24 protein-coding genes are annotated in these 24,823 nt (G+C 39.9%); 20 read left to right on the forward strand and 4 right to left on the reverse strand.

Features of this window, described 5'->3' with window-relative positions:
• Positions 1-203: 203 nt before the first annotated feature.
• Positions 204-425, reverse strand: coding sequence for a DeoR family transcriptional regulator (locus H0185_RS19495; RefSeq protein ID WP_221875168.1), 222 nt, complete (start codon positions 423-425; stop codon positions 204-206).
• Between the two features lie 421 nt (positions 426-846).
• Here H0185_RS19495 and pepV point away from each other — a divergent pair, with 421 nt between their 5' ends.
• From pepV to H0185_RS19525, 6 genes are all read left to right on the forward strand, one after another.
• Entirely contained in the window at positions 847-2,271 is a 1,425-nt protein-coding gene (gene pepV, locus H0185_RS19500; RefSeq protein WP_221875169.1) for a dipeptidase PepV, read from the forward strand.
• Positions 2,272-2,282: 11 nt separating this feature from the next.
• Complete coding sequence (gene dat, locus H0185_RS19505; protein ID WP_221875170.1) at positions 2,283-3,137, forward strand: D-amino-acid transaminase; 855 nt, start codon at positions 2,283-2,285, stop codon at positions 3,135-3,137.
• A gap of 166 nt (positions 3,138-3,303) precedes the next feature.
• Positions 3,304-3,873: an RNA 2',3'-cyclic phosphodiesterase gene (gene thpR, locus H0185_RS19510; RefSeq protein ID WP_221875171.1), complete on the forward strand. Its 570-nt coding sequence runs from the start codon at positions 3,304-3,306 to the stop codon at positions 3,871-3,873.
• Positions 3,874-3,942: 69 nt separating this feature from the next.
• A complete protein-coding gene (locus H0185_RS19515) occupies positions 3,943-4,884 on the forward strand; it encodes a diacylglycerol/lipid kinase family protein (RefSeq protein ID WP_221875172.1) in 942 nt (313 codons plus the stop codon).
• Between the two features lie 16 nt (positions 4,885-4,900).
• Positions 4,901-7,039 (forward strand): type I pullulanase, encoded by a 2,139-nt coding sequence (gene pulA / locus H0185_RS19520; RefSeq protein ID WP_221875173.1) that lies wholly within the window; start codon positions 4,901-4,903, stop codon positions 7,037-7,039.
• Between the two features lie 204 nt (positions 7,040-7,243).
• Complete coding sequence (locus H0185_RS19525) at positions 7,244-8,023, forward strand: phosphotransferase family protein (protein ID WP_221875174.1); 780 nt, start codon at positions 7,244-7,246, stop codon at positions 8,021-8,023.
• A gap of 43 nt (positions 8,024-8,066) precedes the next feature.
• Here the strand turns inward: H0185_RS19525 and H0185_RS19530 are convergent, their stop codons facing one another.
• Positions 8,067-8,345 carry a YtzH-like family protein gene (locus tag H0185_RS19530; protein ID WP_221875175.1) on the reverse strand — a complete coding sequence of 93 codons (279 nt, stop codon included), beginning with the start codon at positions 8,343-8,345 and terminating at the stop codon, positions 8,067-8,069.
• Positions 8,346-8,501: 156 nt separating this feature from the next.
• On the opposite strand from H0185_RS19530, the gene trmB reads away from it, so the two are divergent.
• Positions 8,502-9,143 carry a tRNA (guanosine(46)-N7)-methyltransferase TrmB gene (gene trmB, locus H0185_RS19535; RefSeq protein WP_221875176.1) on the forward strand — a complete coding sequence of 214 codons (642 nt, stop codon included), beginning with the start codon at positions 8,502-8,504 and terminating at the stop codon, positions 9,141-9,143.
• A 624-nt stretch (positions 9,144-9,767) separates the two neighbouring features.
• On the forward strand, positions 9,768-10,607 hold the full coding sequence (locus tag H0185_RS19540; RefSeq protein WP_221875177.1) for a YtnP family quorum-quenching lactonase: 840 nt from the start codon (positions 9,768-9,770) through the stop codon (positions 10,605-10,607).
• A 31-nt stretch (positions 10,608-10,638) separates the two neighbouring features.
• Here the strand turns inward: H0185_RS19540 and H0185_RS19545 are convergent, their stop codons facing one another.
• Positions 10,639-10,953 carry a PepSY domain-containing protein gene (locus tag H0185_RS19545; RefSeq protein WP_221875178.1) on the reverse strand — a complete coding sequence of 105 codons (315 nt, stop codon included), beginning with the start codon at positions 10,951-10,953 and terminating at the stop codon, positions 10,639-10,641.
• A gap of 199 nt (positions 10,954-11,152) precedes the next feature.
• On the opposite strand from H0185_RS19545, the gene H0185_RS19550 reads away from it, so the two are divergent.
• The 7 genes from H0185_RS19550 (at position 11,153) to murC (ending at position 19,443) form a co-directional block, all read left to right on the forward strand.
• Complete coding sequence (locus H0185_RS19550; RefSeq protein ID WP_221875179.1) at positions 11,153-12,226, forward strand: M42 family metallopeptidase; 1,074 nt, start codon at positions 11,153-11,155, stop codon at positions 12,224-12,226.
• A 55-nt stretch (positions 12,227-12,281) separates the two neighbouring features.
• Positions 12,282-12,788 carry a DUF84 family protein gene (locus H0185_RS19555; protein WP_221875180.1) on the forward strand — a complete coding sequence of 169 codons (507 nt, stop codon included), beginning with the start codon at positions 12,282-12,284 and terminating at the stop codon, positions 12,786-12,788.
• A 154-nt stretch (positions 12,789-12,942) separates the two neighbouring features.
• Positions 12,943-13,446 carry a hypothetical protein gene (locus tag H0185_RS19560; protein WP_221875181.1) on the forward strand — a complete coding sequence of 168 codons (504 nt, stop codon included), beginning with the start codon at positions 12,943-12,945 and terminating at the stop codon, positions 13,444-13,446.
• Positions 13,447-13,635: 189 nt separating this feature from the next.
• The gene (locus tag H0185_RS19565; protein ID WP_221875182.1) at positions 13,636-13,950 is read left to right on the forward strand and encodes a thioredoxin family protein; all 315 of its coding nucleotides are present in this window, start codon (positions 13,636-13,638) and stop codon (positions 13,948-13,950) included.
• A 3-nt stretch (positions 13,951-13,953) separates the two neighbouring features.
• A complete protein-coding gene (locus tag H0185_RS19570; protein ID WP_221875183.1) occupies positions 13,954-14,748 on the forward strand; it encodes a DUF1444 domain-containing protein in 795 nt (264 codons plus the stop codon).
• Positions 14,749-14,914: 166 nt separating this feature from the next.
• A complete protein-coding gene (locus tag H0185_RS19575; RefSeq protein WP_221875184.1) occupies positions 14,915-17,956 on the forward strand; it encodes a DNA translocase FtsK in 3,042 nt (1,013 codons plus the stop codon).
• 188 nt (positions 17,957-18,144) lie between these two features.
• Positions 18,145-19,443 carry a UDP-N-acetylmuramate--L-alanine ligase gene (gene murC / locus H0185_RS19580; RefSeq protein ID WP_221875185.1) on the forward strand — a complete coding sequence of 433 codons (1,299 nt, stop codon included), beginning with the start codon at positions 18,145-18,147 and terminating at the stop codon, positions 19,441-19,443.
• A gap of 125 nt (positions 19,444-19,568) precedes the next feature.
• On the opposite strand, the gene H0185_RS19585 is transcribed toward murC, so the two are convergent.
• Complete coding sequence (locus tag H0185_RS19585) at positions 19,569-20,684, reverse strand: aminopeptidase (RefSeq protein WP_221875186.1); 1,116 nt, start codon at positions 20,682-20,684, stop codon at positions 19,569-19,571.
• A gap of 185 nt (positions 20,685-20,869) precedes the next feature.
• Between H0185_RS19585 and H0185_RS19590 the strand changes: the two genes are divergently transcribed.
• The 5 genes from H0185_RS19590 to ccpA all read left to right on the forward strand — a co-directional run bounded on the left by H0185_RS19590 (position 20,870) and on the right by ccpA (position 24,823).
• Positions 20,870-21,349, forward strand: a complete 480-nt coding sequence (locus tag H0185_RS19590) for a DUF948 domain-containing protein (protein WP_221875187.1) — start codon at positions 20,870-20,872, stop codon at positions 21,347-21,349.
• Between the two features lie 16 nt (positions 21,350-21,365).
• Entirely contained in the window at positions 21,366-21,806 is a 441-nt protein-coding gene (locus tag H0185_RS19595) for a YtxH domain-containing protein (RefSeq protein ID WP_221875188.1), read from the forward strand.
• 104 nt (positions 21,807-21,910) lie between these two features.
• Positions 21,911-22,237 (forward strand): bacillithiol system redox-active protein YtxJ, encoded by a 327-nt coding sequence (ytxJ, locus tag H0185_RS19600; RefSeq protein ID WP_221875189.1) that lies wholly within the window; start codon positions 21,911-21,913, stop codon positions 22,235-22,237.
• A 292-nt stretch (positions 22,238-22,529) separates the two neighbouring features.
• Positions 22,530-23,606, forward strand: a complete 1,077-nt coding sequence (locus tag H0185_RS19605) for a bifunctional 3-deoxy-7-phosphoheptulonate synthase/chorismate mutase (RefSeq protein WP_221875340.1) — start codon at positions 22,530-22,532, stop codon at positions 23,604-23,606.
• 215 nt (positions 23,607-23,821) lie between these two features.
• Complete coding sequence (gene ccpA, locus H0185_RS19610) at positions 23,822-24,823, forward strand: catabolite control protein A (RefSeq protein ID WP_221875190.1); 1,002 nt, start codon at positions 23,822-23,824, stop codon at positions 24,821-24,823.

Here is a 24,823-nt window from a genome sequence, read left to right on the forward strand (position 1 = left end):
AGGCTGGGTTATTGGCGTATCGCCAAAAGCCCAATACTAGATAGAGCCCTTGATAACCACTACTGGTTAAAACAAGGGCTCAAAAGTTTGCTTGCAAGGTATCAAATATTACGTTCGACTTAATTGAAACCGCCGTATACCGAACGGTACGTACGGTGGTGTGAGAGGTCGGGGGTTAGTCACCCCCTCCTACTCGATTCTATTTACGATGTCATTTTTACTTTTTTTTGTGTTGTTGTCCACATTCCTCGGCTTGGGCTTTCTACTAAGTCGTTATAGGCGAGGACGTTTAGATCCCTCTGAATGGTTCGTGGGGTAATGCCAAATTCTTCTACAAGGTCCTGGGTTGTTACAGTTCCATGCTCGTGAATGAACATGTAAATGGACTTTATTCGGTTTATCATCCGGTTAGTTGAAGGTTTCAAACAACCACTCCCTATCCTAAATTAAACCCTTGACATTTACTACAACCGACAGTTCATTGTGATGAATCTTGCGACTTATGTAGTTTCTTCTATCAGCCATCTCCTTTTCAAAGGCATCATTACTTGACCTCTTTTTAACTATTTTACCCTTTATTAAGCTAAAATTCTAGCAAATTAACTAAATTAACAAAAAATTCATCAAAATTTGGTAGGAATTGTTCGGAATATCCCTCCTTTGCAATGGTGTTAGTTTACCTTATGGTATTGGGTAGGTATTTTATGAGTAAAAATAATTGAAAATTAAGAAATATACAAGCTGTTAGGAAAAAAGTTTGAAAATGAGATGGAGAGCGGTAAGATAAGGTAATAAAATAATATTTCTACATACTGAGCCTAAGGCAATTTAACTGGAGGAATAAACATGACAAACATTCAGTGGGAAGAAGAAGTCGAAAAACGGAAAGAGCAACTGATTAAGGATACTCAAAGATTATTACAAATAAAGAGTGTTCTCGATGAAGAGAATAGCACCTCAGATGCACCGCTTGGACTAGGCGTAAAAGAGGCATTGGACTTCATGCTGAAGCTTGGTAAAGAGGATGGATTTACTCCTAAAAATACCGGGAATTTAGCTGGTCATCTTGAGTTCGGTGAAGGGGAAGAAATTGTCGGGATTCTCTGCCATGTCGATGTTGTCCCTGAGGGAGATGGTTGGTCAAGTGACCCGTATGCCGCTGAGATTCGTGATGGGAAAATCTTTGCTCGCGGTGCAATAGATGACAAGGGACCCACAATGGCCGCCTATTATGCAATGAAAATTGTCAAAGAGCTTGGTCTGCCGTTAAAACGACGGGTTCGTATGATTATTGGAACGGATGAGGAAAGCAATTGGCGTTGTGTGGACCACTATTTTAAGCATGAGGAAATGCCACAGATGGGGTTTGCTCCAGATGCAGACTTCCCAATTATCTATGCGGAGAAAGGCATTGCTGATTTTGACCTTGTTTTTAGAGGCGCGGAGGAAGAAGTAGTAGAGTCTGATGTTAAGGTCATTGAGTACACCTCAGGTCGAAGATATAATATGGTGCCAGATTTGGCGTCTGTTTCCTTGCAAATACCAACCATGCAAACAGAGGTCATTCAGCGCTACGAAGCCTATAAACAACAACATGGTCTGGGTGGGAACTGTCATGTAGATAACGGGGTGTTTGTTCTAACCATGGAGGGCGTGTCGGCCCATGGAATGGAGCCAGATAACGGGAAAAATGCGGGACTTTTCATGGCGCGTTTCTTGTCGGAGTTAAACTTAGATAAAAAGGCAGCCAAGTTCTTTCAATTTGTCGTTACCTATTTTGGAAAAGAATCACGCGGGAATGAATTGGGGATTGCATATTCCGATGAAATTACAGGGGATCTAACCATTAATGTTGGAAAACTTAGCTTTTCACAAGCAGATGGTGGAGTACTAGGTTTGAATATGAGGTACCCGGTTACCACAAATCTTGAAGAGGTCCAATCTACCTTAGAAAGCCTTGTAACCAAGAAAGGGTTTACCATTGAGAACTTTGATGATTCAAAGCCACATCATGTGAATGAAAATGACTTCCTCGTTCAGACGCTAAAAAAGGTCTATGAAGAGCAAACCGGTGAGAAAGCTGAACTTATTTCAATTGGTGGTGGGACGTATGCGCGCTCGCTTGAATCAGGAGTTGCATTTGGTCCATTGTTCCCTGGCAGACCTGATTGTGCTCACCAAAAGGATGAGTACATTTTGATAGAGGATATGCTTAAGGCTACGGCTATCTATGCTCAGGCAATATATGAACTAGCTGGTAAAATAGAATAGGGGGAGAAGACATGCAAAATGTCATTTTAAATGGAGAATTACTAGAAAGAGGAGAAGCTTCGATCGATATTGAGGACCGTGGATATCAATTTGGGGATGGAGTTTACGAGGTTATCCGAGTTTATAACGGAAAAATGTTTACAGAGGAAGAGCATTTGGAGCGATTATGGGCAAGTGCTGCTAGTATTGGAATTGAAATTCCTTATTCTAAGGAACAATTACAAGAACAGTTGAAAGCGCTAGTTGAAAAAGACAAGCTGTCTTTAGGTACGGTGTACTTGCAGTTCACTCGTGGAATTTCGCCACGAAAGCATCCCTTTCCTGCAGGTGGAGTAACTCCAACATTTGTGGCCTATACGAGGGAAGTTGGTCGCCCTGTCGAAAAGCTACAGGCAGGTGTAAAAGCTATTATTACGGATGACATTCGTTGGTTGCGTTGCGATATCAAAAGTTTGAATTTATTAGGAAACCTACTAGCGAACCAAAAGGCAGCTGAAGCTGGTTGTGATGAAGCTGTTCTTCATCGTGAAGGAAGAGTGACCGAAGGAAGTCATTCAAATATTTCAATCGTAAAAGACGGCAAGATTCATACCCATCCAGCGAATCATTTTATTTTAAATGGGATTTCAAGGCGTGTAATGCTAGAAATCTGTAAGCGAGAAAATATCTCTGTGATTGAAGAACCATTTACTTTAGAGGAATTAACCCAAGCAGATGAAGTGTTTCTGACAGGAACTACCGTAGAGGTTATGCCGGTTGTAGAGTTGGCTGGCAAAGAGATTAGTGGAGGGAAACCAGGCCCTTTAACTAGAAAACTCCAAGATTTATTTAAAAACGAAATTGAACTCCAGTGCGGAAAATTATAAGAATGGTTAATGGGGGATTGCTACTTGGGCAATCCCTCTCTTTTTATCTTTGTCCAAGAAACATAATCGGACCCGCCTAAGAAATAATAGAGGTATCATGTTTCAAAATCCGTTCTATTGTTAGTCTATTTTGATAAAATAAAAGAGCTAGAAAGGAAGAGACTCTATGTCGCAGTCAAATCAACATTATTTTTATGCGTTAGAATTGCCAGTGGGAACAAAGCAGAAGCTTGGGGAGAATTGCGGAGAATTGAAGGAGACATTGCACTTCAAACGGTGGGTGCATCCACATGATTATCATATTACGTTCGCTTTTCTTGGGCATGCGCCTGACAATATGCTTGCAGATTCTATAAAAAAGTTAGAGTCAGGAATTGATAGCCCTGCTTTCACTCTAAAAATACGACACCTAGGTGTGTTTGGAAAAAGTGATTCCCCGCGAATCTTTTGGGCTGGGGTGAACGAGGAGCCGTTATTAAAGGATGCTAGGGAGATTGTTTACCAAGCATGCATTGACTCGGGTTTTAAACTAGAAACTAGACCGTTTAAACCTCATATTACATTAGCAAGAAAGTGGGACGGGGATCTCCCTTTCACTAACGAGTGGCTAAGACAAGCAGATCCCTTTTTAGGTAAAGAAATGGAGTTTGAAGCTAAAAATATAGTTTTATACAAGACGCATTTGGGGAAAGAACCTAAATATGAGGCTGTATTAAAAATTCCACTTCAAAGCTAAAGAAATAGGCTTCTTTCTAGCTCCCTAACATACATTTAGTAATAAAATGAAATTTGAAGGCGGAAACAAATGAAACAGATGTATTTTATTATCAACTTACAAGCAAAAAATGGGCGCTGCCGCAAAGTCTGGGAGCAGATTGAACAACAATTAACTCAATATGGAACTCCTTACAAAGCATGTTATACGGAATACTCAGGGCATGCTGTTGAGCTAACCAAAGCAATTGCCCAAGAAGAATATGAAGAGGAAAAAACGATTGTCGTCGTTGGTGGCGACGGCACTCTGCATGAAGTGGTCAACGGTGCTATTGGCCATTCAAAACTAACGATTGGGTTTATCCCTGGTGGGTCTGGCAATGACTTCTCAAGAGGTTTTGGGATTCCACAGGATCCTCTTGCAGCCTTAAAATTAATTCTTGATGAGTCACCCAAAAATGTTGTGGATATTGGAAGGATTTCTGCAGGGACCACGAGTCACTATTTTATTAACAATATGGGAGTTGGCTTTGATGCAGCGATTAGCGATGATGCCAACCACTCGAAACTAAAAGCAAAATTAAACGTCCTTTCGCTCGGGAGTCTTGCCTATGCCTTCATTGTCATTAAAAAGTTATTCACCTATCAAAGTACAGATATGTGGATCAAAATAGATGAACAAGAGAAACAGTTTAAACAAGTTTGGTTCGTGACGCTTGCCAATCAGGTCTATTATGGTGGTGGGATGAAAATAGCACCGAATGCTTCAGCCACAGATGGTTTACTTGATGTCATTATTGTCCATAACTTATCAAGATGGAAATTATTATCCGTTTTTATATCCGTTTTTTGGGGTGGACATACTGAATTCAAAGAAGTATGTATGTTAAAAGGAAAGAAGGTCTCAATCCAAACGCAAAAGCCTGTTATCGCGCATGCTGATGGTGAAATAATTGGAAACACACCAATGGAGGTTGAAGCGGTTTGCGACTCTCTCACCATCATTACAGGTAAATTAGAAGGAACAGGCTGAGGAGCTGAAAAGACATATGGAAGCCATCAACCGATTATTTTATGCCTATCTAGATGAGATGCAGATGATTACAATTTTACTTCCTTATTCTTATCATAAGGGAGAGTCATCCGCCTTTTACTTACTAAATGAGGCTGAGATGATTCCCTTAGAGATACGTGAAAAAATTCACCTACCACAGTCTTTAAAGTATGTATGCTATAGTCAAATAACACCGCAAATTGGAAGTTCATACAACATTAAGGATGAATACGGAGGACAAACAGATCTCCAAGTCGGTGCTGTTATCCGCACGAAAGAATTTGATGAAGCTTTTTATTATTCCGGAGATGACTTAGGGGTTACTCTTCGGTCAAACAAGACCGTATTTAAAGTCTGGGCACCTACGGCGACGCAGGTGAAATTAAAGATTAGCGCTGATGAAAAAAGCAGCCCAGAGTATGTAATGTTGAATCGTGAAGCAAAGGGAATCTGGATGGTTGAGGTCGAAAAGAACTTGGAAGGGTATCGTTATAGCTACCAGGCTTGCATCAATCTCGAGTGGCGGGAAGCTGTCGATCCATATGCGAAAGCTGTAAGTGTTAACGGTCAAATGGGGGTGGTCGTTGACCTAGAGAAAACTGCGACGTCTAAGCCCCAATTACCAAACTTAGCTAATCCATGTGATGCTATCATTTATGAAACACATATCCGAGACCTAACAATCCATCCTAGTAGTGGAGTGAAACATAAAGGAACCTATTTAGGAGCCGCAGAGCTAGGAACGAAAAGCTCTTCAGGCGAGCCTACTGGATTATCTTATATTAAAGACCTTGGGGTCACACATATTGAGTTCCTCCCGTTTCATGACTTTGAAGGAGTAGATGAGCTAAATCCAAATCATGAATATAACTGGGGCTATAATCCTGTTCATTTTAATGTTCCAGACGGTAGTTACTCATCTGATCCAAGTGATCCTTACAAGCGAATAATAGAGTTGAAGCAACTAATTGCCACCATTCATTCTCAAGGACTAAGGGTTATTATGGATGCGGTTTACAATCATGTATATATCCGTGAAAATTCTCCTTTTGAAAAGCTTGTACCCGGCTATTATTTCCGTCATGGAGAAAATGGGCTCCCGTCAAATGGAACAGGTGTTGGAAATGATTTTGCGTCAGAACGGTTGATGGCCAGAAAGTTTATTCTTGATTCAGTACGGTATTGGATGGAAGAATATCAAATTGACGGGCTAAGATTTGACTTAATGGGAATCCTTGACATCACGACCATGCAAGCAGTAAGAGAGCTTGTTTCATCGTTGGATTCTGCTGCAATCATTATTGGGGAAGGGTGGGATTTAAATACGCCAATTCCTCATGATGAAAAAGCGACCATCGGCAATCAGGAGAAAATCCCAACTATAGGTCAATTCAACGATTGGTTCCGAGATACGATTAAAGGGAGCACATTTAACCTTTATGATCGTGGATATGCTTTAGGAAACGAGCGATATACAGAGGCGGCCAAGCAGGTTTTAGCAGGAAGTATCGGAGTAGAGAGGCGTAAAACAGGTTTGTTCTTAAATCCCACTCAGACAGTGAATTATGTAGAATCACATGATAACCATACTCTCTGGGATAAGCTCGAAGCCTGTGAACAAGATAACATTGAACAAAGGCATAGATTGGCGACAGCTTTAGTGATTCTTGCTCAAGGTATACCCTTTATTCACAGTGGCCAAGAATTTTTTAGGACCAAAAAAGGGATTGGCAATAGCTACAAATCACCTGATGAAATCAATTGGTTGGATTGGAATCGAAGAGATGCTCATTTGGAAAACATTCGTTACCTTAAGGGAATGATATCGATTAGAAATTCCCATCAGGCCTTTCGTTTACCTGAGGCAGCACTTGTACGGAAACACCTGCATTTTTTACCACTTCCTCCGCCGCTAATTGGCTATCGATTATCAGAAGTGGAAAAGTTTGGGGATTGGCAGGAGATTATCACCTTTATAAATCCCACAAATGAAAGAAAGATTGTCCATTTTCCAGAAAAAACTTGTTGGAAAATATTAGCTAATTCTCAGTGTGCATCTGCTACACCGGTTGATGAAATTCGCGAGAAATGCGTAAATATAGAGGCTTGTTCGCTTTTAATTGCTGCAAGGTAAATAAAAAGTTGTTTAGTAACCTCTTTCACGAAATAAAGAATAACGAAGGTGGACTTGACGGGGTAACCATATTGGAGATAAAATTTATTAAGATAGCTATTGTGTCAATCTCTTCAATAGCTGTCTTTTTTATTCATTAGGATACTATCATTAAAAAGAATCTCGTATTTTAGAGATCGTGACATAAATTGAAGGTGAACAACTTTGGAAGATTTATTAGGACAGGATTGGGAGATTATTCCTGCAGGTGGGGCCACTGGTACCGCCTATTTTGCCCAACATGAAAAACAGCGTTTGTTTTTAAAACGGAATTCTTCTCCTTTTCTTGCGGTCTTATCTGCTGAAGGAATCGTCCCTAAGCTAGTTTGGACAAAGAGACTGGAAAACGGTGATGTCATTACCGCCCAGCAATGGTTGAACGGGAGAGAGCTAAAGTCCATTGACATGGCTGATAATAGTGTTGCCAAATTATTAAATAAAATACACCGCTCTAAACCGCTTCTTAACATGCTAACTAGGCTTGGGAAAACCCCAATTCAGCCTGAGACCGTCTTTCATCTTATTAATAAAGACTTAGATGAAGGTGTTACTGGTCTTCCAATTGTTGCGGCAGCACTTGAATTTTTAACAAACGAATTAGAAAATATTGATCATCATGAAAAAGTTGTCTGCCATTGTGATGTCAATCATAACAACTGGTTGCTTACGGAAAACAACCAGTTGTATTTGATTGATTGGGATGGTGCAATTATTGCAGACCCTGCCATTGATCTAGGTTTGTTGCTTTATTCTTATATCCCAAGAGAAGATTGGGAGAACTGGCTTGAGCGCTATGGTCTGCCATTGACTGAGAATTTAATGCTGCGTATGAAATGGTATGTGCTGGCTCAGGCTTTATCGTCCATTCAATGGCATAAGAACCAGGATCGCCTCGCTGAAATGGATAGCTGGATTGAATTTTTGAAAAATGCTTTTCAAAAATAACCAGCATCACCGTTTTTGAGTGACGTTGGGTGCTTCCGCATTTTTAAGAAAATTGACCTATATTATCAACCCAATTGTTCAGGTTTTCTTGGTTGGACAATATATGCTCATCTAAATCGGATGAATATTTTCCGTTTTGGCTGTACTGATAAATCTCTTGCAGTACTGGTTTCACATTGTTGTCTAGGTTTGTGTTAACCATTAATGATTTTACAAGTCGCTCTACTTGTTCGCATTCTGCGACAGAGCCGCAGCAGTCGGTCTGTTGATTTGACAGGATATCTGTTAAAAGATTGACCTGATCTTGATAACTAAGTGGCATAGATATCACCCTTTCAAATAAGGTAATGGAAAAAGGAATCCACGTTTATATTTTGCGGATTCCTTTATTCTTTATACTCTATCCCCACTATAGCTTGAAAAATAGTACCTACCCATGATATGTTTTGAACGATATGAATTTTACAGAGGTGTCTTAATGAGATTAAGAAATAAGCCATGGGCTGAGGATAAGCTCATGGAATATCCCCAATATGTTGTCCATGAACCTGAAAATCATCGTGGAAAATGGAGCGAGTTATTTGCAGTAGAACAGCCCCTCCACATTGAAATTGGTACAGGTAAGGGCCGCTTTATTACTGAAATGGCGAAAGCAAATCCTAATGTAAATTATATTGGAATTGAATTACAAAAAAGTGTCATTATTTCTGCACTAGATAGGCTGATTGAGTCTGAACTACCTAATTGTAAACTGATGAATGTTGATGCTGCTGAGCTTGGAAAATACTTTGCTCCAGGAGATGTTGACAGAGTTTACTTAAATTTTTCTGACCCATGGCCAAAAGCGAGGCATGAGAAGCGTCGCTTAACCTTTAAAAGCTTCTTAGCTGTATATGAAGAAATTCTTGGGAAAAAAGGAGAAATTCATTTTAAAACCGATAATCAAGGGCTGTTTGAATACTCACTCATGAGTTTTTCTCGATATGGATTACTTTTAAAGTATGTTAGCCTTGATTTGCATCAAAGTGACTTTGAAGGCAATATCATGACCGAGTATGAGGAGAAATTTTCATCAAGAGGCAACCGGATCTATCGTTGCGAAGTACAATACCAGAATTAGCGGTAATCTTTAAGGTCTATAAGAATGACTTTAAGGTTACATACTTATAAGAACTAAGGAAACACACGTATTTCATTTTGAAATCGTGTGTTTTTTTGTGCTGTGGTCGTATTTGATTTTAGAGAGTTGAATAAAGTAACCGTTGTAAGCCTAGCGTGCCCGAAAGCCGAGTGAGAGTGCTGAAAAGGTAACGGAGGAAAGTCCAGCGTGCCTGAAAGCTGTGGGGAAGTAAAAAAAGGTAACGGAGGAAAGTCCAGCGTGCCCAAAAGCCGTAGGGAAGAGGTGAAAAGGTAACGGAGGAAAGTCCAGCGTGCCCAAAAGCCGTAGGGAAGAGGTGAAAAGGTAACGGAGGAAAGTCCAGCGTGCCTGAAAGCTGTAGGGAAGAGGTGAAAAGGTAACGGAGGAAAGCCCAGCGTGCCCAAAAGCTGTGTGGAAGTGCTAGAAAAGGTCAATAGGTCACGATGAAAAAACACCGCACCTGAAAATCGTAGTGAATAGGTGGAAACCGGATTATGCTCACCTCCCCCAAAAAACTAAATAGTCATAATGTCTCAGGTCGTATATATATTAAGTTGTCTCTAAAAATGTTAGAATTAACTGAAAATGGTTACTAGGGGGATGTGCATGGAGAAACTTGAATTGGCAAATGTCACTTTTACTTGGCTAAAGGGAGGGGTCTCGCATCTTGATGGAGGGGCTATGTTCGGGGTGGTACCAAAGCCATTATGGACACGGAAATACCCAGTGAATGAAAAAAATCAAATTGAATTAAGGGCCGATCCAATCTTAATTCAGACAGGTGGAAAAAACTATCTGATCGAATCAGGGATTGGAAATGGAAAATTAACTGATAAACAAAAGCGAAATTTCGGTGTAGAGGAAGAATCTGAAGTTGAACAATCGCTAGAAGCTCTAGGATTAACTCCTATGGACATTGACTATGTTCTTATGACGCATATGCATTATGATCACGCCAATGGGCTGACTAAAGAGGTGAATGGTGAGTTCGTTTCCGTTTTTCCAAACGCGACCATTGTAACTTCCGAGGTGGAATGGGAGGAATTAAAAAACCCTAATATCCGCTCAAAAGCTACATACTGGAAAGAAAACTGGGAGCCTATTCAAAATCAAATTTTGACGTTCAAAGAAGAATGGAATCACAGCCTATTTAAAATGGTTCACACAGGTGGCCATAGCAACGGGCATTCTATCATAATCATTGAATCAGAGGGTGAGACGGTCGTTCATATGGCTGATTTAATGGGAACTCATGCTCACCAGAATGTTCTATGGGTCATGGCCTATGATGATTATCCGATGGATTCGATTGCTGCCAAACAAAAATGGATGAAATTTGCCGCAGATAAGAAGGCATGGTTCACCTTTTACCATGATGCTTTCTACCGAGCGATAAAGCTAGATGAACAAGGTGAGATCATTTCAGCTGTAAAACGGGAAAAGTAAAGAAAAAGCCTGCGTACATACTCGCAGGCTTTTAACCGATAGGTTTCGTTTCAATAATTGTTCCGGTTTTTGCATCAGCAATAAACTCAAACAGCTCAGAATGCCCGTTAATACTGCGGGTAATCCCACCTTTATACACTTGATGTTCGATAGGGGACCGCAAAAAAGGTTCAGCACTCATATTAATCCATGAGCCACTAATTGGACCATCTTTTTTAAAGGCCTCTTTTACCTGATTTAGAATTTCTTCAGGAGAAATCGTTTCCTTACGGGATATTGCCTCATTTACAATGTATGCACCTGCAACTCCAGCACTAACTCCTAGAAAAAAATACTTCCAGTTCATTGCGGACCCTCCTTTAATCTGTAAAAATAATCCTTTAAAACTAATCATAACAAAAATTCCATTCTCACAAAAGAACTATTGTCTGGATTTGGAAGCGTGAGGAAACAATACTATTGGCATCCTAACAAATATTTCTGTAAAATACATGTTGTACATAATTAGAGAGTCTAAATTTTTTTACTTAGAGGAGCTGCGGAATATGAATGAACAAACACTACAGTTATTTAAAACCCTTACCGAGCTTCCTGGAGCATCTGGTTTCGAGCATTCTGTGCGAAAGTTCATGCGTGAACAATTAGAGCAGTATGCTGATGAGATGGTTCAGGACAATTTAGGAAGTATCTTTGGGGTAAAAAGAGGAAATCCAGCTGGTCCGACCGTAATGGTAGCTGGACATATGGATGAGGTTGGATTTATGGTGACCTCTATTACGAAGAACGGGATGATTCGGTTCCAAACGCTTGGAGGCTGGTGGAGTCAAGTTCTTTTGGCACAGCGCGTTCAAATCATCACAGATAAAGGGCCAGTTGTCGGAGTCATCGGCTCTATCCCGCCTCATTTGCTAGATGATGCGAAACGCAATAAGCCGATGGATATTAAAGATATGCTAATTGATATCGGTGCAGACGATAAGGAAGATGCAATGAATATTGGAATTAAGCCTGGGCAACAAATCGTTCCTATTATGCCGTTTACACCAATGGCAAATGAGAAGAAAATCCTGGCCAAAGCTTGGGATAACCGTTATGGTTGCGGGTTATCAATTGAGCTATTGAAAGAACTTAAAGATGAAACATTGCCAAATATCCTCTATTCTGGTGCTACCGTGCAGGAAGAAGTTGGATTAAGAGGCGCTCAGACAGCAGCGACGATGATCAATCCTGATATCTTTTTTGCTCTAGATGCGAGCCCGGCAAATGATATGACTGGCGATAAAAATGAATTCGGTCAATTAGGCAAAGGTGCTTTATTAAGAATTTTAGATCGTTCCATGGTGACTCATCGTGGCATGAGAGAATTCATCCTTGATACCGCTGAGTCCAATAACATTCCATATCAGTACTTCGTTTCTCAAGGAGGAACAGATGCAGGACGCGTGCATATTTCCAATCAAGGTGTTCCTAGTGGAGTAATTGGAATTTGTTCCCGTTACATTCATACTCACGGATCCATTGTCCATGTTGATGACTATGCAGCAGCAAAAGAGCTAATAGTTAAGCTAGTAAAAGCATGTGATAAAACCACAATTGATACGATCAAACAAAATAGTTAAACCAGAAGAGGCAGTTAAGCTGCCTCTTTTTGTTGAAGAAGAAAGGGGTAACACTATGTTCATTTCTATCGGTTCAAAAAATCCAGCGAAAATAGCCGCGGTTGAGCAGGCATTACAAGGCTATAGCTTTGAATTAATTTCCGTCGATACAGAATCTGGAGTAAGCGCACAGCCTCTGTCTGATGAAGAAACGATTAAGGGGGCAATCAACCGCGCAGTTTCCGCCTTAAGTGTATCTCGTGCAGATATCGGGATTGGCCTAGAAGGTGGCGTACAAGAAACAAAACACGGCTTGTTTTTATGTAATTGGGGGGCACTATTAGCGAAAGACAAAGAACCCATTCTTGCAGGTGGAGCGAGAATCGCTTTACCGGATGAAATTGCAAGTCGCCTGCTAGCAGGAGAAGAACTAGGTCCAGTAATGGATGAGTTTGCCCAAAAACAAAATGTCCGCAAAAAAGAAGGAGCTATTGGCATTTTTACAAATGGTAAAATTGATCGCATTGAAATGTTCTCTCATGTGGTGAAATTACTGCTAGGACAGTATGAATTCAACAAATAAACCAGTATATGAAATCTAAAGAGGCATAATTAGGGCGATTTTTTGAAATATTAATGCTAAAATGAGGAATTTATGTTATAGGGGTTGTCACTAGTTCTAAGGTAACGTTATGATAGATAAGGATTGCTTGTCCGAATAAAGGAGGATATTCATAATGAAATTATTCGGCGTGAAGGCCTTATTTATATTCATTGCCTTAGTTGGGTTGTCGGCTTGTTCTGCCTCTTTTGAGGAAGTACTTGAAGAAACGAAAACGGCTGTAGAAGCAGAGTTTAACAAGGAAGCAGATAAAACCAATAATAGTAATGATGATATAAAGTACCGCTTGCCTTTTGGAGTAGAGAAGGAAGAAGAGACACCGAACAATATTCTACTTAAAAATGGTTCTCGAACTTATATCTTATTTTATAATCAGTATGAAGAAAGTGGAAGTAAAGTCGTCTATGAGTCCACGCTAGAACAGCACACTGAATGGGATGCAAATATAACCTTTGAACAGGACGGAGATTTTGGTTATTTGCTTGTTAAGCAACTTGATGAGGACAATTATCAAATAGTAACAGGGGTTGGAGGAGTAAAACTAACAACCGAAACAAAAAACCTTAAATCAGATGCTGTGACAATGATGGAAATTGCTAATTCAGTCAAGGTAAAATAGGGGAGCGCCATCACATTGATGGCGCCCTTATTAATTTATAGGCTTATTCATTGGACCTAGCTTACTTTATCGGTGGCCCTAAATCAAAAGCTAGGTGAAACACAGCTATTTAAAATCAGTTTGGTTTCTTTTTTAATTCTACAAGTTTAAAATAGTTACACAGTGTTAAGTAGAAGTGGAGGAAAAACAATGAAAAAACTTGAGTCTGTTGAACAATTTGAAACAATGAAACAATCAGGGAAACATGTATTTATGTTCTCCGCAGACTGGTGCCCAGATTGTCGATTTATTGATCCTATTTTACCAGAAGTTGAAGCTAAATTCTCTGAGTTTACCTTTGTTTATGTTGATAGAGATGAGTATATTGACCTATGTATTCAGTTGGATATATTCGGAATCCCTAGCTTTTTAGCCTACCAAGATGGGGAAGAGTTGGGGCGTTTTGTTAATAAAGATCGCAAAACACAAGAACAAATCGAGCAGTTTATTGGAGGCCTAGCCTAAAAAATGGATAGTAAGAAAATGAGAAAAATGTTGGAGGAAAAGCTTCAGCACCCCAATCGAAAGTTTGTTTTTGACCGTGAAAAGGATACCTTACGCATAGAAAACAAAGAAACAGGACGAGGGATTACCGTCGCTTTGCCTGGAATCATCGCTAAATGGAATGAGCAAAAAGAAAAGGCAATTGATGAGACGGTCTATTATGTGGTTGAAGGATTAAATGCGATGGAAGAGAAAGCTCAGCTTTCGGGTCAAGAGCGAAATATCTTTCCTGTCATCCGTTCTACCTCTTTTCCAGCAGAGGCTGAAGAGGGAGTTCCATTTTTCTTTGATGACCATACTGCGGAAACTAGAATTTATTATGCACTTGATATGGGGAAAACCTACCGACTTATTGATAAAAGGCTAATTGAAAAGGAAGGTTGGGAAGAAAGCCATATAAGAGAGACCGCATTATTCAATCTGCGTTCACTTCCGGCAGAATTCAAGACAGATGAAGTGGCAGGTAATCTATTTTACTTTTTAAATTCGAATGATGGATATGATGCAAGTAGAATTTTAAATGATCGCCTTTTAAGCAAAATGAAAGACAAAGTTGAGGGGAGTCTTGCTATTGCGGTACCCCATCAAGATGTCTTAATTGTTGCAGATATCCGGAATGACACAGGGTTCGATGTCCTTGCGCAAATGACGATGAGCTTTTTTACAAGCGGGCGAGTGCCGATAACGGCATTGTCCTTCCTTTACGAAGAAGGGGAGCTTGAGCCTATCTTTATTCTTGGTCAAAATAAAAAGAAATAACTTATCACTCTTACAGCATGATAAAAGCCCTAAAATAGGGCTTTTTGTATTCTTATTTTCATCCTTATATTAATCGATATGACTTATCTTTTAAGTTTATCTCGAAAATTGGCCAATAACTGTTAAAATAGGAATGATATAAGGATTATAGAAAGAGTGATAAACTTTGAGTTGGATTAAAAGGCTTTTACAAATGTTCAATGGTGAAGAAGGTGAAATGAAACAATCTGAACCTCTTAGAACGAACAACAACAGTGGTAGGCAGCAACGCCAGTTTACAGAACAAAATAAGATAGAGCCAAAAAAGGAAGTTGAAGCGCGGGTTTTGTATAAGTACCCGAAGGGTCAATTTAAATTTCCTTTAATCCCGGACGCAGAAATTGAAAAAAAAGCACATCCTAAAAATGTTCGGCGGACGGAAAATAGAACGAAGACCGTCACTCCGATTCATAAGGAAAGGCCGGCTCATAAGGAAAAGCCAATTGAAAAAGAACCTACACCCGTGAAGCCTGTATTTCAGCCTAAGGCACCTAAACCTAAACCAAACATGAATCGTCAACCGTTTAGAAGGACAGAAACTCCTTCCCCTATATTTGCTTTCAATAGGCCTAAATCTGACGAAATCGAATATGAATTAAAAGGATTTAATACTGATGTATCGGATGAAGAGCAAACACAAAGAAAAGAATTTGTAGGAGCTCAAGAGAAAACGCCGACTAAAGAGGCTGAGGTAGCTCAGGAGCAAACGCCGATTAAAGAGGTTGAGGTAGCTCAGGAGCAAGCGCTGACTAAAGAGGTTGAGGTAGTTCAGGAGCAAGCGCCGACTAAAGAGGTTGAGGTAGCTCAAGAAGAGCAAGCGCCGACTAAAGAGGCTGAGGTAGCTCAAGAGCAAGCGCAGATTAAAGAGGTTGAGGTAGCTCAGGAGCAAGCGCCGACTAAAGAGGTTGAGGTAGCTCAAGAAGAGCAAGCGCCGACTAAAGAGGCTAAGGTAGCTCAAGAGCAAGCGCAGATTAAAGAGGTCGGAGCAGCTCAAGAGCAAATATCGATTAAAGAGGTAGAAGGACCTCAAGAAACATCAAACGAAGAGGTTGAAGTAGTTTCAGAACAAGCACCAATTGAAGCGGTTAGAGCAACTCAATTTGAACCTCCTAGTGAAGAAGTTCGAGAGGAAGCCTCAATTATTAAAGAGGATGTAACTCAAGTAGAAACTCCAATCTTGTTAGATGAAGAAGCCCGTAAAGCAACCATCTTGACCGCTGAGGAAGCTCAAGGAGACGTACGAGGCGAGGCTGCTGACTATCTCCAACAGGCAACGCCAATTGAGAGAAATGAGTTAGTTCAAGAGGCAGAGATGAGTGCCCGAAACGAAGTAGACAGGATAAAGCAAGAGGATCAAAGGCGTGTGTTCGAGAAAGATAATAGTCTTGAATACACAGAGACTGAACCGAAACAGGTGCAGGAGTCACTATTGGAAAAACCAGACTCGGATGAAAAAATTAAAAAGGCGATTGAAGATGTACCTGTCGCCGCTTCACTTGAAGCTGCTCCGGAACGCAAAAAAAGACAGTTGCCTTTTAATGTCTTGATGTTGAAGCAAGATAAGCGTAAGCTAGAAGAACAAAAAAATCTAGCAGACACGATTCTACAAAAATTCAATCCTGTTAAAAATTCCCGTGCTGTTTCAGAAAAAGAAACAGCAACAGGAAACGAAACTGAAAAAGACACAGAAACAGTCATAAACGAAGAAACGGAAGCGAAAGCTTTAGAGACAGCTCAACCATCAAACTATGAATTTCCACCACTGAATTTGCTGCAGCCTCCGGTTATGATTGAAACGAGCCGAGAATGGTTAGAAAGTCAGGAAATGCTATTAAATGAGACACTGAAAAATTTTAATGTAGGAGCGCGGGTAGTCAATGTTACTCAAGGGCCCGCAGTTACTCGTTTTGAGGTCCAACCAGAACCAGGTGTGAAAGTTAACAAGATTACCAATCTATCAGATGATATCAAATTAAGTCTTGCGGCAAGAGATATTCGGATTGAGGCTCCAATCCCGGGGAAGCATACGATAGGGATTGAAGTCCCAAATGAGACTAGTAGACCTGTACTGATAAGTGAGATTTTGCGAACAAGTGGTTTCAATGAAAACACTTCTCCTCTCGCGGTTGCACTTGGTCTTGATATTGCGGGCTCTCCAGTTGTCACGGATTTAAAGAAAATGCCGCATGGCCTCATTGCTGGTGCTACTGGTTCAGGTAAAAGTGTTTGCATCAATACCATGCTCGTGAGTCTTTTATATAAGGCTCACCCTGATGATGTAAAATTATTGTTGATTGACCCGAAGATGGTTGAACTTGCACCTTATAATCAAATACCGCATCTTGTAAGTCCCGTAATAACCGATGTAAAGGCAGCGACAGCCTCGTTAAAATGGGCAGTCGAGGAAATGGAACGCCGGTATGAACTCTTTGCCCACACAGGTGTTAGGGATATTAGTAGGTTCAATGAACTTGCCCTTGAACACAAACGCTACTCAGAGAAACTACCGTACATCGTTATTGTCATTGACGAACTTGCGGATCTGATGATGATGTCACCAGCAGATGTTGAGGAAGCTATCTGTCGGATTGCTCAAAAAGCTAGGGCTTGTGGGATACATTTAGTTATCGCTACTCAGAGGCCGTCGGTTGATGTCATTACGGGGTTAATCAAGGCAAATGTTCCGACAAGGGTTGCTTTTTCGGTATCCTCTCAAGTTGATTCGAGAACAATCATTGATATTAGTGGTGCAGAAAAACTTCTAGGTCGAGGCGACATGCTGTTCTTAGAAAATGGAAAGTCAAAACCATTTCGATTACAAGGAACGTTTGTGTCTGATCAAGAAATTGATGATATTGTAGCATTTGTCCGTAAGCAAAGAGATCCTGAGTATTTATTTGAGCAGGATGAATTGATAAAAAAATCGCAAATAACAGAAGACGAAGATGAGCTCTTTTATGAGGCTTGCCTATACGTCATTGAACAGGACGGGGCATCCACATCTAGTATTCAGCGGCGATTTAAAATAGGGTACAATCGTGCAGCCAGATTAATTGATATGATGGAGCAGAACGGGTTTATATCCGAAGGGCGTGGTAGTAAACCAAGAGATGTCCTGATTTCAATTGAAGATTTAGATTCTTTTCAAGAAAACCATTCATTAACTTAAATGAGGTATTCTTTTAGCAGTAAAAATGAATATTAGATAATACGATAGTTTTTATAAGTGAAAAATGATATAATGTTTCAATATTCAATAGTAAATGAAAGTATATTTAACGATAGCTTGATAATGAGCAATTTATAATTACCGTCATATACTGTGTTACATACAGACGTTTGTTGGAGGTTCTTTATATGACTATTTACCATTTTGTAGGTATAAAGGGGTCTGGTATGAGCGCGCTTGCGCAGATTCTCCATGATATGGACTATCATGTCCAGGGCTCTGATGTCGAGAAACACTTTTTTACCCAGATTGCCCTTGAACAATCCGGAATAAAGATCCTTCCGTTCAATGAGGATAATATCCAACCTGGAATGACTATTATTGCTGGGAATGCGTTCCCGGACACACACGAGGAAATTCAACGCGCAATGGAGCTTGGTCTACCAATTGTTCGCTACCATCGTTTCCTTGGTGACTTTATGGAAAACTTTACAAGTGTTGCCATTACAGGGGCACATGGCAAGACTTCGACTACGGGTCTTCTCGCACATGTAATTAAAGGTGCGAAACCCACTTCTTTCTTAATAGGAGATGGAACGGGAAAAGGCCATAAGGAAGCAGAATACTTTGTATTTGAAGCGTGTGAATATCGTCGCCACTTCTTGTCTTATTTTCCAGACTATGCGATTATGACCAATATTGATTTCGATCATCCGGACTATTTCGCTAACTTAGAAGATGTATTTTCCGCTTTTCAGGAAATGGCTTGGCAAGTGAAAAAAGGAATCATTGCTTGTGGAGATGACGAGCAACTTCAAAAAATTCAAGCAAAAGTGCCAGTTGTTTTTTACGGTTTTGCTGAAGAGAATGATTTCCAAGCACGAAATGTGGTGAAGTCGACAAATGGGACTACCTTTGATGTGTTTGTCCGAAATACTTTTTACCACACTTTCTCGATCCCAGCCTATGGTGATCACAATGTTCTTAATGCACTTGGTGTTATTGCATTATGTAATTATGAAGGTATCGATGCGAAGATCATTGAAGAGCAATTGAACACTTTCAGTGGTGTGAAAAGAAGATTCTCTGAAAAAGAAATTGGCGGTCAGGTAATCATTGATGATTATGCGCACCATCCAACGGAAATTAAGGCAACCATTCAAGCAGCTAATCAAAAATATCCAGACAGAGATATCATTGCTGTGTTCCAGCCTCATACGTTTACAAGAACGCAAACCTTCCTTCAAGAGTTTGCTGATAGTCTTAGTGAGGCAGATAAGGTTTATCTATGTGAAATTTTTGGTTCAGCTCGTGAAAACCATGGAAAATTATCGATTGAAAATCTTCAAGAGAAAATAAATGGTGCTGAAATTATAACTGAGGAAGATACATCTGAGCTCACGAAATATGAAAATGGAGTAATTATTTTCATGGGAGCAGGAGATATTCAAAAGTTTCAGGAAGCATATGAGAAAAAAATCAATTAGGTATTCTGTTCAAGTGTCATTTAACGATCTTTCTGATTGCTAAATGGGCGCTTGAACTGGACAAAGAGAAAAGGATGCGATGATTGTTCGCATCCTTTTTCTTATTTTTTTATGATGTAGCATCGTTATTTCAAGTTCTCAGGGTTCAAAACCTCTAATTCAGGAAGAACAAAGCGACCGTCTTTGCGAATGAGAACATCATCAAAATAAATTTCGCCACCACCATATTCTGGACGTTGGATGTTTACCATATCCCAGTGAATATTCGATTGGTTCCCGTTGTAAGCATTGTCGTACGCTTGTCCAGGGGTGAAATGAAAACTACCATCTATTTTTTCATCAAACAGGATGTCCTGCATGGGATGAAGAATATAAGGATTAACCCCAATCGCAAATTCCCCAACGTAGCGTGCCCCTTCATCAGTATCGAAAATTTTGTTAATTCGCTCGCTGTCATTGGCTGTTGCTTCCACAATTTTACCATCCTTAAATGTAAGGCTCACATTCTCGAACGTAAAACCTTGGTATGGAGATGGGGTATTATAAGTGATTTTACCATTCACAGAATTACGGACCGGGGCTGTATATACTTCACCGTCAGGAATATTCGCCTCTCCAGCACATTTAATGGCTGGGATATCCTTGATGGAAAAAGTTAGATCTGTACCAGGTCCAGTGAGTCTAACCTTATCCGTTTTATTCATAAGGGTAACAAGATTGTCCATTGCTTTGTCCATTTTGCTGTAATCAAGATTACATACGTTGAAATAAAAATCTTCAAATCCCTCTGTACTCATTTTTGCAAGCTGAGCCATTGAAGATGTCGGGTAACGGAGCACGACCCATTTTGTCTTTGGAACTCTAATTTCACTATGTACTTTCTTCCCAATGGTTTGACCATGAATCTTCATTTTATCGTCAGGTACATCAGCAAGTTCATTGATATTATTCCCTGAGCGAAGCCCGATATAAGCATCCATGTTCCTCATGACATTGGCTTCGAATTCAGCCATCATATTAAAATGCTCTTCTTTAGCGTTCATTAAAAGTGCCCTGTCAACTTGGTTGTCCTTAAGCAAAACAAAAGGATGACCGCCTGCCTCATAGGCTTCCTTTACAAGTGCTGTAACTAGTTCCCGTTGGAGGCCAAAATTTTCAATGAGGACCTTTTCCCCTTTTTGTAACTTGATTGAATAATTGATTAAATTCTTTGCTAATTTCTCGATACGGTGATCTTTCATTTGGTTTACCCTCCATATTCATTCTGAAAAACCTATTATAATTGTACCCGATTTTACTTGTTAATGTTATCCTATGATTAAGAGAACATGAAATGGGAAGCCTTATATTGGAATACATACTAGGGAGTGGTTTGTTTCCCTTACATTTAGGGAAAATGTAGGATAAGGCTAACGGAGGTGTGATAGTGGAAATAATACTTTATTTAAGTGCTGCAGTTGCAGCCATCGCTTTTTTGGTTCTAGTCATTTTCTTGGCAAAGACCTTAAAATCACTACAAGGTACGCTTGATAGTGTGGCTCATACGCTTACGGGTCTAGAAAGGCAGCTTGATGGAGTAACACGTGAAACGACAGAATTACTACATAAGACTAATTCACTTGCAGAAGATATTCAAGAGAAGTCCGAAAACCTAAATTCAGTTGTGCTTGCGGTTAAAGATGTTGGTCATTCTGTTCAACGTTTTAACCACTCAATCCAGAACATTACTTCTATGGTGGATCAGCAAATTGACAAGAGCCAAGACAAAATTTCTCAAGTTGTTCAGTGGAGCAATGTTTTTTTAGAACTAAAGCAAAAATGGAATGCAAGAAAGAATTCTCCGGTTGAATACCAGGCAGATGCGGAAGAAATCCTTGTAAGAAAAAGGGAAAGAGCAAATCAATAAAAGAGGTGAAAAAGAAATGGCGAGTAGAGAAATGAATGGTAAGGAAGGTTCAAAAACACGGGATTTTCTAGCCGGTGCGTTTATCGGGGCACTTGCAGGGGCAGCAGCAGCCTTATTATTTGCTCCTAAATCAGGAAAAGATTTACGGACAACCATTAATGGCCAAACCAACAATATCCTTGAAAAAACCGATAAAGTGAAAGAGAGAGCCTTAAGTAAAAGTAATGAATTGGCGACAGTTGCCAAGGAGAAGGCTACTTCAGTGGTACAATCTGTTTCACATCAGTCTCATGAGTTATTAGAGAAAGTGAAAGATAAACAGATAGGCAATGAAAGCGCTGAGGGAGAGGGGGCTGATTCCCAAGACCCTTCATCTATGAATAGTGATGAAATCCAAAGAAAACTAGCCGAAACACAAAGAGCTTTCGATGAGACAGAATTGAAACTGAACCACTAAATTTGTCAACAAAACGGTGAAGTGATAAGATTACTTCACCGTTTATTATTACATAGGACCTTACTATCATTTTTATTTTAAAATTACCATTAGGAGTGAGTGAAATGAAAAAACTAGACTCTATCGAGGAATTCAACAAGCTTGCGGAAGGGGAGGACCCGTTCTTCTTTGTTAAACATAGCTTAACATGTCCTATAAGCCAAGCGGCTTTTACTGAATTTGAACAGTTTGCTGGTGAGAGTGACGTGCCATGTTATTATCTAGCGGTTCAAGAGGCAAAACCTCTTTCAAATCATATTGCGGAGACCTATCACGTAAAACATGAATCACCACAAGCGATACTCTTTAGTAAAGCTGATGTCGCTTGGCATGCATCCCATTGGAAAATAACAAAAAAATCACTGGCAGCTGCCCTAGAAGAAAACAAATAAACATCCATGATTTTCATGGGTGTTTTTCTTTATAAAGGGTTCTTTGTTATTGAAAGAAACGTTAGGAAAGCATCGGTTGATTGGAGCATCCTGTAGCGCAAATCAACCATCCTTTTACAATAAGTACTGTGACTGCAAAAACTATATAGGTAACATTGCATACTTTAGCGCTTAAAAGCGTTTAATTAATAAAGAAATACTTCGTGACAAACGAAACAAATTCAGATATAATAACCCTAATTATAGAAAATGCAGTACTTTCTGAATAAATGATAATAAAGGGGCGGGAATGATGACGAATAATAAGCTCGATCAACTAAGGGATCGTGTAGATGAATTGAATTTGCAATTGCTATCTTTAATCAACGAAAGAGCACAGCTTGTTCAGGAAATTGGAAAAGCAAAAGAAACACAAGGCGTACATCGCTATGACCCTGTTCGTGAACGTCATATGCTAGACCTAATTAAGGAAGAGAATAATGGGCCATTTGAAAACTCGACTATTGAACATATATTTAAACAGATTTTTAAAGCTGGTCTAGAGCTTCAGGAAGATGATCACCGTAAAGCCCTACTTGTTTCAAGAAAGAAAAAGCCAGATAATACCATTATTGAAGTGAAAGGGGTTAAAATTGGAGATGGTAGCCAACAATTTGTATTCGGACCATGTTCAGTTGAATCCTATGAGCAAGTAGCCACTGTAGCGGCAGCCGTTAAGGAAAAAGGCTTTAAATTGCTTCGTGGTGGTGCATACAAGCCTAGAACCTCTCCGTATGATTTCCAAGGGCTAGGACTAGAGGGCTTGAAAATTCTTAAAAGAGTCGGCGACGAATACGATATGGCTGTTATCAGTGAGATTGTTCACCCGAATGATATTGAAACAGCTGTAGATTATATCGATGTGATTCAAATTGGAGCACGCAATATGCAGAACTTTGAGCTTTTAAAAGCAGCAGGGGCGGTTAACAAGCCAGTTCTATTAAAACGTGGTCTTTCAGCAACGATTGAAGAATTTATTAATGCAGCGGAATACATCATGGCACAAGGGAATGGACAAATCATCCTTTGTGAACGAGGAATTCGCACATACGAGAAAGCAACTAGAAATACCCTGGACATCTCCGCAGTGCCAATTCTAAAGCAAGAAACACACTTGCCTGTTATGGTAGATGTGACTCACTCAACAGGTAGAAGGGATTTGCTCCTTCCTACCGCAAAGGCAGCACTAGCAATTGGCGCTGATGGAGTAATGGCAGAGGTACATCCAGATCCTGCGGTTGCACTATCAGATAATGCTCAACAGATGGATCTTAAGCAGTTTGATGAATTCGTACAATCCTTGCGTTCATCAGCTTTCGTACAAATTTAACATGTAAACCTAGCCTTCCCATCCTAATGGGGAGGCTTTTTAGGGGAAATATGAAAGATTATTTCACGTCTACATTGCGAGAATTGAAAGGATAGCGTATGATTAATTAATAAAATGTTCTTGTACATACAATCACAATCTAAAAAATGTTTAAATGAACCCATTATGCAGTAAAATATAAGAAAGCTTTGTACGGACTTAAAGGAGTGAAAGTCATGAATATTACAATATATGATGTAGCAAGAGAAGCAAATGTATCGATGGCAACGGTGTCACGTGTAGTGAATGGAAACCCTAACGTGAAACCTATTACACGTAAAAAGGTAATGGAGGTTATCGATCGACTAGGATACAGACCAAACGCAGTTGCAAGGGGACTAGCGAGTAAGAAAACGACTACAGTTGGGGTAATCATTCCAGATATCTCAAGCATTTTCTTTGCAGAGCTTGCTAGAGGGATTGAAGATATTGCCACAATGTACAAATACAATATCATACTGAGTAGCTCAGACCAAAATAAAGACAAAGAGCTACACTTATTGAATACAATGCTTGGAAAGCAAGTTGATGGCATTGTATTTATGGGTGGGAATATTACCGAAGAACATGTTGAGGAATTTAAAAAATCACCTGTACCAATCGTTCTTGCTGGTTCCGTTGAGGAATCTGAGTCTGTACCTTCTGTGAATATTGATTATGAACAGGGTACGTTTGATGCCGTGCAACTAATGGTTGAAAAGGGACATAAACGGATTGCCTTTGTAGTAGGTCCATTATTAGAACCGATTAATCAGGGAAAGAAGCTCTCAGGCTATAAAAATGCAATCCAACAGGCAGGGTTTGAAGTTGATGAGGGATTGGTAGTAGAAGGCGACTACACATATGATTCTGGAATTGAAGCGATTGAAAAATTGCTTGAGTTGGAGGATAAGCCTACTGCTATTATCGTTGGTTCTGATGAGATGGCCCTTGGAGTTGTTCATGGGGCGGTAGATAAGGGTTACAACGTACCTGGGGACTTTGAGGTAATCAGCTCTGATAACACAAGGCTTGCGACGATGGTTCGTCCACAGTTAACAACAATTGTTCAGCCATTGTATGACATCGGGGCTGTGGCGATGAGGCTCTTAACTAAATTGATGAATAAGGAAGAAGTAGATGATCAAACTGTCCTTCTTCCACATAGAATCGAGTTTCGTGACTCAACGAAAAACTAA

Source organism: Mesobacillus maritimus (assembly GCF_019749255.1).
Classification (GTDB): domain Bacteria; phylum Bacillota; class Bacilli; order Bacillales; family Cytobacillaceae; genus Mesobacillus_B; species Mesobacillus_B maritimus_A.